Genomic DNA, 13,009 nt, shown 5'->3' on the forward strand with positions numbered 1-13,009 from the left:
CCGCTATCTCTGGTGGCCTGTCGGTCGAATGCTATCCTAGCCGGCGACTCAAACACCACGAAGGGGGCACTCCACCGATGAAGCGATTGATCCTGCTGCGCCACGGCCAGAGCATCTGGAATCTCGAGAACCGGTTTACCGGCTGGCACGATGTCGATCTCAGCGACAGGGGCCGCGAGGAGGCCACCGCCGCCGGCGAGCTGATGCGCGCCGCTGGCATTGCGCCTGATGCCCTCTATACCTCGGTGCTCACCCGTGCCATCCGTACCGGGTTCATGGGACTCGATGTCCTCGATCGGTTGTGGGTGCCGATGATCAAGGACTGGCGCCTCAATGAGCGTCACTATGGCGCGCTGACCGGCCTCGACAAGGCCGAGACGGCGGACCAGTACGGCGATGAGCAGGTTCATATCTGGCGGCGCAGCTTCGCCACCCCGCCGCCGGCACTCAGCGACGACGACGCCCGCCATCCCCGTCATGATCCGCGTTATGCCGGCCTGGAGCCCGGGCAGCTGCCTGCCACTGAATCGCTCAAGGACACGCTCGCACGTGTGCTGCCCTACTGGGAGAGTGATCTGGTACCGGCACTGGAGCGTTATCCAACGCTGCTGATCGCCGCCCACGGCAATAGCCTACGGGCCTTGGTCAAGCATCTTGAGGGGATCAACGATGACGCCATCACCGGCGTTGAGATCGCCACTGGCGATCCGTTGGTCTACGAACTCGGTGATGATCTCAGCGTCGAGCGCCAGTACTCGCTGAGGGAAAAGGCTTGAGCGAGCTACCCCACCTGAACGCCGCGGGTGAGGCGCATATGGTGGATGTTGGCGAGAAGCCCGACAGCGAACGAGTCGCGATCGCGGAGGGCTGGCTGGTGATGACCGCGAGTACCCTTGCAGCGCTCGAGCGCGGCGAACTCAAGAAAGGCGACGCTCTCGGCACCGCTCGCGTTGCTGGCATCATGGGCGCCAAGCGCGCGGCGGATCTCATTCCGCTGTGCCATCCAATCCCGCTCTCGAACGTGGAGGTGTCATTGAGCGTGGACGCCGATGCAACGGCGGTCCGCGCTGAGGTCATGGCAGCGACCCGCGGCGCGACCGGGGTCGAGATGGAGGCGCTGACCGCGGTGCAGGTCGCCCTGATCACGGTCTATGACATGTGTAAAGCCCTCGATCGTGGCATGACCATCGAGGGCGTGCGGCTCATCCACAAACGCGGCGGCCGCTCCGGCGAATGGCGGCGCTAGCCGTCCACGGCCTCGTTGACCTTGGCAGCGTAGATGAAGTCGTTTTCATGCAGACCACCGATCGCATGGGTGTGGATCTCAACCTCACACCAGCCATAGCCGAACCGGATATCCGAGTGATGGTCCTCCTGCTCAGCAACGTCGCCCGCCTTGTTGGCGACCGCCTGAGCCTTGGCGAAGTCACCCGTCTTGAATAAGCGGCTGATGCCCGTTGCATCGTCGTTGAGCACCCAGCCCGGGACATCCTCGAGGTAGCGCTCCGCCGTCTCGCGGGTCATCGGGTCAATGCCGCCCTGGCAGGGCGTGCAGTGCTTCTCGGTCAAGCTCATGATTACTCCTTCGCTATGCCCGGCGTCTCCGCCGGGGTTGGATCGCCTTTCAATGTTGGTCACCCAATCACTGATTCGGTTCGATGTTCAAGCGCAGTTGTTCCTGGTCACGCTCCTTGGCCTGCTGGTAGGCGGCCTCAAGCCGATCGAACGCCGCTGCTTGGGGGTGTTCACCCGCATCCGCAAGAATCGCTTCCAGCCCTCTGAAACGCCGCTCGAATTTGGCATTGCCATCACGGAGTGCCTGATCGGCATCGACGCCGATCCTGCGCGATAGATTGACGCAGGCGAGCAATAGATCACCCAGCTCCTCGTGGATATGTGCCTGATCCCGCGGTACGTCGCTCAACGCCTCTTCCAGTTCGCCAAGTTCCTCCCGGACCTTGTCGATGACCTGATGGGGTTCTGGCCAGTCAAAACCAACCCGCGCCGCCCGCGACTGAAGCTTGCGACTGCGTGTAAGCGCCGGCAGCGCCAGTGGGACATCATCGAGGGCGCTGGGTGCGGTATCATCGGATGCGCGTTCGGCGCGCTCCTCGGCCTTGATGGCTTCCCAGGTCTCGCGCTGCGACTCGGCACTGAGCGGTGGATGATCCCCGAAGACATGCGGATGACGACGGATCAGCTTGTCGGTGACGCCCTGGGCGATCGAGTCGAAATCGAAGCTTCCTGCCTCGCGAGCGATCTCGGCATAGAACACCACCTGAAAGAGCAGATCACCGAGCTCGTCACGCATCGCCGGCCGATCATCGCGCTCGATCGCATCCGCGACCTCGTAGGCCTCCTCGAGCGTATGGGGGACAAGGCTGCGGAAACCCTGCGCACGATCCCACGCACAACCCTGCTCTGGGTCGCGCAGCCGCGCCATCACCGCTAGCAGTTCCTCCATTGCTGTCATCGCCGCTGATACTGGCTGTTGCCGAATAGCTGCTCTTTAGCCGCATCATCGAGCGCGGGCGGGCGGGCATCGGCGAGCACCGCCAAACCGCGCTGAACGGCTGGCCGCTCGGTTATTGCCTCGTACCAGCGTTTGAGATGCGGATAGTCATCGAGCGACTGACCCTGGTCATCATGCGGGCGGATCCAGGGATAGCTAGCGATATCCGCGATGGTATAGGTATCGGCGGCGAGCCATTCCTGATCAGCGAGGCGACGGTCCATCACCGCATACAGCCGGCTCGCCTCATTGGTATAGCGGTTGATGCCATATTCAATGCGCTCGGGCGCGTACTGGCGGAAGTGATGTGCCTGACCCAGCATCGGTCCCAGCCCACCCATTTGAAACATCAACCATTCCAGCGTGTTGTAGCGTTGTCTTGCGTCGCTCGGCAAGAGTGAGCCGGTCTTCTCGGCGAGATAGAGCAGGATGGCCCCCGACTCGAAGACTGAAATCGGCTCGCCATCGGGACCATCCGCATCCACTATCGCGGGGATCTTATTATTCGGGCTGATGCCCAGGAATGCCTCGCCGAACTGGTCCCCCTGACCGATGTTGATGCCGTGCGCGCTGTAATCGAGGCCCAGCTCTTCGAGCGCGATGTGGACTTTGTGACCATTCGGTGTCGGCCATGTGTAAACGTCGATCATGCGGATTCCATCCTTTATGATGAGGGTATGAATGAAATACCCGGTTATCAGAGACGCCCCAGTGTGCCGGTGAAGGTGGGCTACGTCACGGTGGGCGGTGACGCCCCGGTGATCGTGCAGTCCATGACCAACACCGACACGGTGGATGAGATACGCACTGCGATTCAGGTCGCCGATCTGGCCCGCGCCGGATCCGAGCTGGTCCGCATCACCGTTAACAACGAGGAGGCGGCACGTGCGGTCCCGCGGATCCGGCAGCGCCTGGATGATATGGGCGTTGATGTACCGCTAGTGGGTGATTTCCACTTTAATGGCCATCGCCTGCTGAAGGCCGTGCCCGAGTGCGGGGAGGCACTCGGCAAGTGGCGGATCAACCCTGGTAATGTCGGCAAGGGCAGTCGCCGTGATCCGCAGTTCACCGAGATCATCGAGCTCGCCCGTGACATGAACCGCCCGGTTCGTATCGGCGTGAACTGGGGCAGCCTCGATCAGGACCTGCTGTCACGTCTGATGGACGAGAACGCCAAACGGGCCGAACCGAAATCACCCGATGGCGTGATGCACGAGGCGGTGGTGGTCTCTTCGCTTGAGAGCGCCGAGCGCGCGGAGGAGATCGGACTGCCGCATGATGCGATCATCATCTCCTGCAAGATGAGCCGGGTCCAGGATCTGATCAGCGTCTACCAGGATCTGGGCGCACGCTGTGATCATCCGCTGCATTTAGGTCTCACCGAAGCGGGCATGGGATCAAAGGGCATTGTTGCCTCCACGGCCGCACTGTCGGTCCTCCTCCAGCAGGGAATCGGCGACACCATCCGCATCTCTCTGACGCCGGAGCCGGGCGGTGAGCGGACGCAGGAGGTCGTGGTCGCGCAGGAGATCCTCCAGACCATGGGGCTTCGCAGCTTCACACCCCTCGTAGCCGCCTGCCCCGGATGTGGACGAACCACCAGTACTTTCTTCCAGGAGCTCGCCGACGAGATCCAGAGCCACGTCCGAGAGCGCATGCCAGAGTGGCGCGAACACTACCCCGGGGTGGAGTCGATGAGCCTGGCGGTCATGGGCTGCGTGGTGAATGGCCCGGGTGAGAGCCGCCAGGCGGACATTGGCATCAGCCTGCCGGGCACCGGCGAAAAGCCGGTGGCACCGGTCTATGTGGATGGCGAGAAGACGGTGACACTCAAGGGTGAGAACATCGCCGGCGAGTTCAAGACGATCGTTGAGGAATACGTGGAGCGCCGCTACGGGACCGGCGGGGCCGATCGCTGAATCGGCGCGGCATCATTCCTCGATCTGATCGCGCTTGTCGGTGACTGACTCCCACGCCTCCGCGTCGTCGGGCGGCGCCTGACGGGTGCTGAGTACCGGCCACTGCTGGGCGAGCCGCGCGTTGAGCGCGATGAAGTCCTGCTGATCGGCCGGAACCTCATCATCCGGGTAGATTGCATCCACCGGGCATTCCGAAACGCAGACCGCGCAGTCGATGCACTCCACCGGGTCGATCACCAGCATCGTGGGGCCAGCATGGAAACAGTCCACGGGACAGACTTCCACGCAGTCGGTATAGCGGCAGCGCACACAGGATTCGGTGACGACGTAGGTCATGCGCGCGACGCCCCCGCCGCGGGCTGCTGGCGCGTGGACAGGGCACCGCAGATATCGCAGCGCCAGCCACCGCCGGTGTACTGGTCGACCAGGGCTTCGCGGACCTCTGGCCGAGCCGCGAAATCCGCCAGGGTTATCCCCCGCAGGAACGCCTCGATGCGATGGGCGAGCCCCGCCCACAGTTCACCGTCAAGGGCCGAAGTTGCGCGTCGCGGTCCACCCTGCCCGTCCATGAGCGTAATAACCTCTCCCATGGAAATGGCCTCAGGGGGACGGCCAAGCCGGTATCCCCCGCCAGGGCCCGGGGTACCCCGAACGAGCCCTGCCCGCCGCAGCTTCCAGAAGATCTGGTCAATGTAGGACATCGAAATCCCCTGGCAGACCGAGATCTCTGCAAGCGGTACCGCCCCCGCCTGATTGTGAACCGCCAGGTGCAGAAGGGCGCTGACGGCGTAGCGGCTTTTCGCAGACAGTCTGATCATCGCGTTATCACGTCCGGTACTGATCGGTGGCCGTCAATCGGTACGGCGACACCGTATGGGTATGGTTGACCGGCCCATGTCCGTGGCCCAGCGACGAGGCAGTGACAAGCGCCTCGTGCAGATAGTCCCTGCCACGGTGGACGGCCGCATCGAGCGGGAGTTCCCGGCCCAGCCCCTCGGCGATCGCCGAGGCCAGCGTACAGCCCGTGCCATGATCGCTGGTGGTGGCAATACGTGGATGCTCGAAGCGCTGATTACCACCGGCGGTGGCGAGAACGTCAATCAGGGTGTCGCCGTCTAGATGCCCCCCTTTAAGCAGTACCGCCTCACAGCCAAGCGCGAGCAGTGCCCGGGCCGCCTCGTCCATGGCGGCAGGTGACTCGATCGGCCGACCCAGCAGCGCCTGCGCCTCGGGAATGTTCGGCGTGATCAGTCGGGCGTTGGGGATGAGCCGATCGCGCAGATACGCCATGCCATCGTCCGCCACCAGGCGGGCGCCGCTCTGCGCGACCATCACCGGATCGATCACCCACGGAACGTGGCCCGCGAAGCGCTCGAGCTCATCGGCAACGGCATCGATCACTGCTCGGTCATGAAGCATGCCGGTTTTAACGCAGTCGACACCCAGATCATCGACTACCGAGCGGATCTGCTCACGGATAAACCCGGGCTCGATGCCCACAACGCCCTGGACACCCTCGGTATTCTGCGCCGTCAATGCGGTGACGGCGGTCATCGCATATCCACCCAGTGCGGTGACTGTCTTGATATCGGCCTGTATGCCGGCCCCACCACCGGAGTCGGAACCGGCGATGATAAGGATACGTGCGGGGCTCATGACGGCCCTCCCTGATGGGTCTGCTCATGGACGCGGCGGGCCTGACGCCGGTCAGGTTTGCCGGCACCGGTGAGTGGCAGGGTATCTACCACCTCAATCATCGCCGGGTGTTTGAAGCGTGCGAGGCGCCCCTCGAGCCAGCCCGCCAGCGTGGCCACCGCATCATGCGCCGGGCCGGTGAGCCAGGCAACCGGCCTGGCGCCCCAGTGCGGATCAGACACCCCGAAAACGATCGCCCCAGTGACGTCGGGATGCTCACGCAGGACGGTCTCTACCTCTTCGGCGGCGATGTTCTCGCCACCACTGACAATGACATTATCGAGCCGGCCGACGATAAACACCTGCCCGGCGCGATCCTCACGGGCGAGATCGCCGCTGCGGATCCAGCCATCGTCGGTCCAGCGCGCCGCCGTGCGCACCGGATCATCGAGGTAGCCGTCAAAATCATGGGGGCTGCGCATCTGTAGCTCACCGGGCTCGTCAACGGCCACTGGCTGCAGGGAATCTGGATTGACGATGCGGTAGTCGGTATGGAAAAAACTGGTACCCACACTGGCACGATCGGGCGTCTCCGCGTCCTCATCCGCTCTCGCTGCGGCATTGATGAAGTTCGATGGCCCCGCCTCGGTCAGGCCATATGACTGGCGCACATTGATGCCGCGTGCCAGAAATGGCGCCATGCTCGCCTCGGCACAGGGAGCGCCGGCGGTGGTGATGGCCTCGAGCGATCGCAGCGAATGGGTCGCGAAAGCCGGGCTGGCCGCGAGCGCCTGCAGCATGGCCTCGACCGCGCCGAGGTGGTTGATGCCATAGCGATCGATCGCGCGCAGTACCGCATCTGGCTCGAATGCCGCGGGGATCACCGCGCACCCGCCGGCATAGAGGATCGGTACCAGCGTGTTCCAGCCGCCTATATGGAAAAGCGGGAACAGCACCAGCTCACGGCGCTGCGCCAGCGCACCATCAGCAGCCACTAGAAGCTCGATTGCATTCCAGAGCATCTGCCGGTGGCTGATTCGGCAGATCTTGGGCAGACCGGTACTGCCGCCGGTATGGACAAGAAGGCAGGGATCGGCCAGGGCAAGCGCCCGATTGATGGGATCTGTCGTCTGACGCGCCAGCGCCTGCTCGGCGGCGCTGTCGCGCGTACCAAAACCGAGTCTCGGGATCGCTGTAGCGTCCATCGCCATGGCGTCGACAAAGTCATTCAAACTCTCATCGACCACCAGCCACTCCGGCGCGATCCGCTCGATGAGCGCACGCGCCTCGGTGGCCGTGAGCCGATGGCTGACCGGCGCAATGACAACGCCGGTCTTGCCCGCCGCTAGAAATAGCTCAACGGCCTCGAGGCGATTACCGGTAATCACTGCGATGGCCTGGCCGGGCACCAGCTCGGCCTCATCAACGATCCAGTGGGCCCAGCGCCGCGCCCGGTCATCCAGGGCCTGGTAGGTGAGGCGTTGATCCGTTGCCGGATCGATAAGCGCTGTCCGTTCCGGAGTGAGCGACCGTCGGCGGCCACTCCAGTCGCCGACCCAGTTCATCGGGCGTTGATCCCCGGATTCATCCATATGCATCATGATGCGAAATTCCAGCAGACTGGCTGCATGCAGTACAACGATCTCATCGACATTGGCGTCAACCTCACCCATGCGCGCTTCAATGGCGACCGCGATGCGGTTATCGAGCGGGCGTCGGCCGCCGGCGTAGCGGGCATGGTCCTCACCGGCGTCAACATTGCGGAGTCGGAATCCGCCATCGCGCTGGCAAACGCCTGGCCCAACGTCATGGTTGCGACCGCCGGCGTCCACCCCCATCACGCCGACCAGTGGTCGAATACCGCCGCCAAATCACTCGAGGCGCTGATCGAGCAGCCATCAACCGTCGCTGTTGGCGAGACAGGCCTTGATTATAACCGCGACTTTTCACCACGTTCCGACCAGCGTGCTGCGTTCGTCGCACAGCTTGAAATCGCCGCTACCACGCAGTCTCCGGTATTCCTCCACCAGCGCGATGCCGATGCTGATTTTCTTGCCATCCTGCGTGAGCATCGCGCTGCCCTGCCCGCAGTCGTTCTGCATTGCTTTACCGGTGATCAGGCACTGCTCGAGGCCTGTCTAGCGCTCGATGTGCATATCGGCATTACCGGCTGGGTCGCGGATGAACGGCGCGGCGCCGAGCTCCGGCGCTGTGTGCCTCGCATCCCGGCCGACCGGCTGATGATCGAGACCGATGCACCTTTCCTGCTGCCCCGCAACCTGCCCGATCCGCCGGCGAAACGGCGTAATGAACCGGCATTCCTGCCCCATGTTCTGGAGGCCGTCGCGGCGCTCCACGATGAATCAGCCACTCGTCTGGCCGAGTCCACGGCCGCGACCAGTCGCTCTTTCTTCCGTCTGACCGGCAAGGCCCGATCAGGCGGTTGATGTCTCAGCCCCCGACGGGATCGCCGCGTGACGGGCCTCGAGGGCCTGGTCGATCACCTCGGGGCCGGCGCCGCGTACGGCACCTCGCTCGCTCAGCGTACGACGCCATATCCGGGCACCCGGCAGCCCCTGGAACAGACCCGAGAGATGCCGTGTGAAGCGGGTAATGGGAACACCCGATCGCCAGTGATCCACGACGTAATCGCGGTAGGCATGAACAACCGCCTCGCGCTCAGGCCTGGAATCCGGCGACGCACCGAAGATGCGGTGGTCGGCCTCGGCCAGCAGCCAAGGGTTGTGGTAGGCCTCGCGGCCGATCATGGTGCCATCCAGGGTATCGAGCCACGACTTCGCGGTATCCAGATCCCGGATACCGCCGTTGAGTATGATCGGTATGCCAGGAAAGTCACCCTTCAGCGCCGCGACGCGGTCGTAGCGAAGCGGCGGGACATCACGGTTCTGCTTGGGTGAGAGTCCCTGCAGCCAGGCCTTTCGGGCGTGGACGACGAGCGCATGCGCGCCGCCATCGATCATCGCCTGTGTGAAACGACACAGCGCATCGTAGGAATCGTGATCATCGACGCCAATCCGCGACTTTACGGTCACGGGCAGTCGCGTCGCCGCTCGCATTGCTGCGACGAGTTCGCTGACGAGCGCGGGCTCGCGCATCAGACAGGCGCCAAAGCGTCCCGACTGGACACGGTCGCTGGGGCAGCCGACATTGAGATTGATCTCATCATAGCCCCAGGCCTCGGCCAGTTCGGCGCCATAGGCGAGTTGTGCCGGGTCACTACCCCCGAGTTGGATCGCAACCGGGGCCTCGCTCGGGTGCCCTTTGAGAAAACGCGCTGCGTGGCCGTGCCAGAGCGCCTGGGCCGGTACCATCTCGGTGTAGAGCTGCGTGTGCCGACTGATCAGGCGCAGCAGATACCGACACGCCGGATCGGTCCAGTCCATCATCGGTGCCACGCTGAGGCGCCGGTGTCCTGCCATACTCATACGCTCGGAAATCGCGCTACCCTCAGTGGTGTCCTCATATTGTTGAGTCTGCAATGTCATCAATACGATTTTACACCACTTCCGGCTGTCATCTCTGCGATGAGGCGTATGCCATGCTCGTACCGGTCGCTCAGCGACGCGGACACAGCATTGAGCGGGTCGACATCATGGACGATCCGCGGGCGGAAGCGGCCTACGCCGAATCGATCCCTGTGGTTGAGTGTGAGGGCCGGGCTGAAGCGCTGCGCTGGCCATTCGATACCGCATCGCTCTACCGGTACCTGCCATGAGCTTGCGGCGTCGGGTCGACGGGCTCCTCGCGATTGTTGCGGCTCTCTGCGTAACGGGGCTGATGGGGGTTCAGACTGCTGCCTCGTCAGCGCCGTCCGCGGATGTCTGGGTGCGGGTGGATACCGGCAGCGAGATAACGGAGGTCTGGCGAGGCGATGAACGACTGCTACGGCTCGATGATATTGCCTTTGGACGCGGCGGCATTTCGGATCTGCACCTCAAGGGCGATCAGACCACACCGCGGGGCGAATATCGGATCACTCACGTCAATGAGGAGAGCCGTTTCCACCGATTTATCGGAATCAACTACCCGACACTCGATCATCTCGATCGGGCAAGACAGCGCGGTGCGCTAACGGAAAGCCAATACCGTGCAATGCTGGATGATGGACTGAGGGATGGCCGATTCCCGCAGGATGGGATTCTTGGGGGGTATATCGGATTCCACGGCATTGGCGACGGTGATCCTGATATCCACGCAGCCTTTCACTGGACCGAAGGCTGTATCGCAATGACGAATGCACAGATTGAGACCCTGCAATCGCTGGTTGGTGTGGGAACGCCGGTCGTGGTCGAGTAGGGTCACAGGGGTTGAAAGACGTCCAGCGGCGCGCAATCATACTGACGACATTTATGGCGTTGGATCGCTGATAATGTCAGGTCAGGAAAGAACGTCATATAAGAAATCAAGGAGTTTCATTATGAGCCAGACACTTAAATCCATGCTTAAACTCAGTGCCGCAGCGGCCTCCATGGGCCTGCTGGTTGGCTGTGCCTCGCAGACCTCGATGCAGGACCTGCAGGCCGAGATCGACGACGTCCGTGGCCTTGCCGATTCCGCGATGGATGAGGCGAGCACTGCCATGATGACGGCCGAAGGCGCGGAAACATCTGCCGCCAACGCCAACCGCAAGGCCGACGAGAACAGCGAGAAGATCGATCGCATGTTCGAGGAGTCGATGTACAAGTAAGACCCTGTCGAAAGGTCAGACCCAAACCCCGCTTTTGCGGGGTTTTTTTATGTCCAGTGGGTTATTGCGCCAGCCCGATCCGGCTTGGTCGCGCATCCCGTGAGATGACGGCAGGCATCCCGCTCGCCGTATCGACCACCTGCGCCAGCTGCTGATGATCAACCCGCGCCGGACCACGGTCGATCATAGCGGCAATCGCCTTGACAGCGTCGCGCATTGGCGGTGGTTTCATCGGGTCGTAGGCGTTCTCGGCCTCCGGGGGGAGCACTGGATGCGCCTCGATCAGCAGCCGCCCCGTTGCCCATCCCGCCTTGACCGGTTGATTGACGATGCTCACCTGGGCGCCTGAGGGCACCCGATTGAACAACGACTCGACGTCTTCGGGAAACATGCGAATGCAGCCATGGGTCACCCGCATGCCAATACCGCGCGGCTCATTGGTACCGTGAATGAGATAGGCACCCCCGGGGATACTCAGGCGCATCTTGTGCCGCCCCAGCGGGTTCTGAGGCCCGGGCGGGACCGCATCCGGCAACGGCCGACCCTGCTGAGCGCGCTCAGTGAGAATCGACTGTGGTGGGAACCAGTATGGATCCTCGGTCTTCTCGGTAATACGTGATTCTCCGAGGGGGGTGCTCCAGTCCATACGGCCGACACTGATTGGGTAGGTTTCCACCTGTCGTACCTCCCCGTCTGCGGCATCCGGATAGTAGTACAGCCGCATTTCGGCGATATTCACGACAACGCCCTCGCGTGGGGCATCAGGAAGGACATAACGACTGGGAATAACAATCTCGGTACCCGCGCCGGGCAACCAGACATCAACTGATGGATTCGCGCGACGCATTTCCTCATAGCCAATACCGTGTTGGCGCCCGAGTGCGAGCAGCGTTTCCTCGCGCTCGGCCTCCACGCGCTTGATCTGACCGACGACATCGACGCCGGGAGGCGGCAGCGGGAAACTCAGTGCAGCGACCGGCGGTGAGAGCAGAAGCCACCCGATAAGCCAACCGATATTGATGATTGAGCGACCTTTCCGCGTAAGCATTCCCGCAACCCTGCTGTCCGTAATAAAGCCGCTCAGTGCGACCTGCCAACGCCGCTACTGTACCGCAGGTTTTTCGATCAGGGGGCTTCGCTTTCAATGGGGTTTGAGTAATAATATGCCTATGAGGCGTAAACGCATGACAGCACGACCGTTACTGGCATTGGTGACCGCCATTGCAGCGGCATCGTATGTCCATGCGCAGCCGGCCGACTGGCAGCCGACCGGCGCGTCAGAGCTTGAACTCACCGCCCATCTCAACGACCGACTGGACATACGTTTCGGCGTCCCGGATCGCCGGGAAAGCCGGGCCGCGCTCCCGCACTCCACCTTCAGCCTGATGGGCGAGGAACTCGCTTTCTCGGCGCTGGTGGACTGGTCGTTCAACGACAACGGATTGCGGATGCGGGGTGGCGCGCGCTACGGCGACACACGGCCTGACGTCCAATCCTGGAGCTTCTCGGCCATCGAGCGCGAGAAGATCCAGACATACGTCGGCGTTGGTTGGGATAACGGGATCAGTAACGATGGGCGCCTGGGTCTATCGCTGGATATGGGACTGTCGTTCGAGAGTGTGGCCGATCCAGATAATGTCGACCCGGAGGCCGGCGCCATGCTCACCGATGACTCGGGACTCGGAAGCACATTCGAGAGCCTTCGATATACGCCGAGCGTCTCGGCGGGACTTGAATACCGCTTCTGATCGATAATCGCCCCCGTCGGTTCCGAGGGAGGGATTGATTCGGCCCTCCGGGCCTCACCCTTCGGGCGCATCGCTGCGCGACGCGTCCCAATCGCCAGCCGGCGATTGGTCGAACCCCATCTGCCTGGCTCCGGGGGTTCGAACCCCGTCAGTCAGACACAAAAAAGGGGCCTACGGCCCCTGTTCTGTGTCTGGCGGAGAGGGAGGGATTGATTCGGCCCTCCGGGCCTCACCCTTCGGGCGCATCGCTCCGCGACGCGTCCCAATCGCCAGCCGGCGATTGGTCGAACCCCATCTGTCTGGCTCCGGGGGTTCGAACCCCGTCAGTCAGACACAAAAAAGGGGCCTACGGCCCCTGTTCTGTGTCTGGCGGAGAGGGAGGGATTCGAACCCCCGGAGCCCTTTCGGACTCAGCGGATTTCAAGTCCGCCGCAATCGACCACTCTGCCACCTCTCCAGAGGAATGAATTGTCCATCCGGTTGGCGC

The 13,009-nt window shown here is 62.9% G+C and carries 17 protein-coding genes and 1 tRNA gene; 8 read left to right on the forward strand and 10 right to left on the reverse strand.

Features of this window, described 5'->3' with window-relative positions; genetic code table 11:
* Positions 1–86: 86 nt before the first annotated feature.
* Positions 87–776 (forward strand): 2,3-diphosphoglycerate-dependent phosphoglycerate mutase, encoded by a 690-nt coding sequence (gene gpmA, locus SPICUR_RS04670; protein ID WP_470406600.1) that lies wholly within the window; start codon positions 87–89, stop codon positions 774–776.
* On the forward strand, positions 773–1,246 hold the full coding sequence (moaC, locus tag SPICUR_RS04675) for a cyclic pyranopterin monophosphate synthase MoaC (protein WP_023366567.1): 474 nt from the start codon (positions 773–775) through the stop codon (positions 1,244–1,246). The genes gpmA and moaC overlap by 4 nt, the downstream gene beginning before the upstream one ends.
* Here the strand turns inward: moaC and SPICUR_RS04680 are convergent.
* The 3 genes from SPICUR_RS04680 to SPICUR_RS04690 form a co-directional block, all read right to left on the reverse strand.
* The gene (locus SPICUR_RS04680) at positions 1,243–1,575 is read right to left on the reverse strand and encodes a 4a-hydroxytetrahydrobiopterin dehydratase (RefSeq protein ID WP_041381684.1); all 333 of its coding nucleotides are present in this window, start codon (positions 1,573–1,575) and stop codon (positions 1,243–1,245) included. The genes moaC and SPICUR_RS04680 overlap by 4 nt on opposite strands.
* Before the next feature lie 67 nt (positions 1,576–1,642).
* Positions 1,643–2,464: a nucleoside triphosphate pyrophosphohydrolase gene (gene mazG / locus SPICUR_RS04685; RefSeq protein ID WP_023366571.1), complete on the reverse strand. Its 822-nt coding sequence runs from the start codon at positions 2,462–2,464 to the stop codon at positions 1,643–1,645.
* A gap of 5 nt (positions 2,465–2,469) precedes the next feature.
* The gene (locus tag SPICUR_RS04690; protein ID WP_023366573.1) at positions 2,470–3,162 is read right to left on the reverse strand and encodes a glutathione binding-like protein; all 693 of its coding nucleotides are present in this window, start codon (positions 3,160–3,162) and stop codon (positions 2,470–2,472) included.
* A 27-nt stretch (positions 3,163–3,189) separates the two neighbouring features.
* On the opposite strand from SPICUR_RS04690, the gene ispG reads away from it, so the two are divergent.
* Positions 3,190–4,431 carry a flavodoxin-dependent (E)-4-hydroxy-3-methylbut-2-enyl-diphosphate synthase gene (gene ispG / locus SPICUR_RS04695; RefSeq protein WP_023366575.1) on the forward strand — a complete coding sequence of 414 codons (1,242 nt, stop codon included), beginning with the start codon at positions 3,190–3,192 and terminating at the stop codon, positions 4,429–4,431.
* Positions 4,432–4,443: 12 nt separating this feature from the next.
* Here the strand turns inward: ispG and fdxA are convergent, their stop codons facing one another.
* The 4 genes from fdxA to SPICUR_RS04715 are packed head-to-tail and all read right to left on the reverse strand — an operon-like array spanning position 4,444 to position 7,739.
* Positions 4,444–4,767, reverse strand: a complete 324-nt coding sequence (gene fdxA, locus SPICUR_RS04700) for a ferredoxin FdxA (RefSeq protein ID WP_023366577.1) — start codon at positions 4,765–4,767, stop codon at positions 4,444–4,446.
* The gene (locus SPICUR_RS04705; RefSeq protein WP_023366579.1) at positions 4,764–5,249 is read right to left on the reverse strand and encodes an Rrf2 family transcriptional regulator; all 486 of its coding nucleotides are present in this window, start codon (positions 5,247–5,249) and stop codon (positions 4,764–4,766) included. Before SPICUR_RS04705 ends, fdxA begins: the two co-directional genes overlap by 4 nt.
* Positions 5,250–5,256: 7 nt before the next feature.
* On the reverse strand, positions 5,257–6,087 hold the full coding sequence (gene thiD, locus SPICUR_RS04710; protein WP_023366581.1) for a bifunctional hydroxymethylpyrimidine kinase/phosphomethylpyrimidine kinase: 831 nt from the start codon (positions 6,085–6,087) through the stop codon (positions 5,257–5,259).
* Positions 6,084–7,739 (reverse strand): class I adenylate-forming enzyme family protein, encoded by a 1,656-nt coding sequence (locus SPICUR_RS04715; RefSeq protein ID WP_237220353.1) that lies wholly within the window; start codon positions 7,737–7,739, stop codon positions 6,084–6,086. Before SPICUR_RS04715 ends, thiD begins: the two co-directional genes overlap by 4 nt.
* On the opposite strand from SPICUR_RS04715, the gene SPICUR_RS04720 reads away from it, so the two are divergent.
* Positions 7,695–8,513: a TatD family hydrolase gene (locus SPICUR_RS04720; protein WP_041382229.1), complete on the forward strand. Its 819-nt coding sequence runs from the start codon at positions 7,695–7,697 to the stop codon at positions 8,511–8,513. The two genes, SPICUR_RS04715 and SPICUR_RS04720, sit on opposite strands and share 45 nt — an antisense overlap.
* Here SPICUR_RS04720 and dusA read toward each other — a convergent pair.
* Entirely contained in the window at positions 8,502–9,512 is a 1,011-nt protein-coding gene (dusA, locus tag SPICUR_RS04725; protein ID WP_051373241.1) for a tRNA dihydrouridine(20/20a) synthase DusA, read from the reverse strand. The two genes, SPICUR_RS04720 and dusA, sit on opposite strands and share 12 nt — an antisense overlap.
* Before the next feature lie 53 nt (positions 9,513–9,565).
* Here dusA and SPICUR_RS09720 point away from each other — a divergent pair, with 53 nt between their 5' ends.
* From SPICUR_RS09720 to SPICUR_RS09990, 3 genes are all read left to right on the forward strand, one after another.
* Positions 9,566–9,802 carry a glutaredoxin family protein gene (locus SPICUR_RS09720; protein ID WP_041381687.1) on the forward strand — a complete coding sequence of 79 codons (237 nt, stop codon included), beginning with the start codon at positions 9,566–9,568 and terminating at the stop codon, positions 9,800–9,802.
* Entirely contained in the window at positions 9,799–10,383 is a 585-nt protein-coding gene (locus tag SPICUR_RS04735; protein WP_023366591.1) for a L,D-transpeptidase family protein, read from the forward strand. Before SPICUR_RS09720 ends, SPICUR_RS04735 begins: the two co-directional genes overlap by 4 nt.
* 121 nt (positions 10,384–10,504) lie before the next feature.
* Positions 10,505–10,774 carry an Lpp/OprI family alanine-zipper lipoprotein gene (locus SPICUR_RS09990; protein WP_041381690.1) on the forward strand — a complete coding sequence of 90 codons (270 nt, stop codon included), beginning with the start codon at positions 10,505–10,507 and terminating at the stop codon, positions 10,772–10,774.
* Positions 10,775–10,835: 61 nt separating this feature from the next.
* On the opposite strand, the gene SPICUR_RS04745 is transcribed toward SPICUR_RS09990, so the two are convergent.
* Entirely contained in the window at positions 10,836–11,822 is a 987-nt protein-coding gene (locus tag SPICUR_RS04745; RefSeq protein ID WP_023366595.1) for a L,D-transpeptidase family protein, read from the reverse strand.
* 136 nt (positions 11,823–11,958) lie between these two features.
* On the opposite strand from SPICUR_RS04745, the gene SPICUR_RS04750 reads away from it, so the two are divergent.
* Positions 11,959–12,522: a hypothetical protein gene (locus tag SPICUR_RS04750; protein WP_023366597.1), complete on the forward strand. Its 564-nt coding sequence runs from the start codon at positions 11,959–11,961 to the stop codon at positions 12,520–12,522.
* Between the two features lie 367 nt (positions 12,523–12,889).
* Here the strand turns inward: SPICUR_RS04750 and SPICUR_RS04755 are convergent.
* Positions 12,890–12,979: transfer RNA gene (locus SPICUR_RS04755), tRNA-Ser, on the reverse strand.
* Positions 12,980–13,009 lie beyond the last annotated feature (30 nt).

The sequence above is a fragment of the Spiribacter curvatus genome (assembly GCF_000485905.1).
GTDB classification, from domain to species: domain Bacteria; phylum Pseudomonadota; class Gammaproteobacteria; order Nitrococcales; family Nitrococcaceae; genus Spiribacter; species Spiribacter curvatus.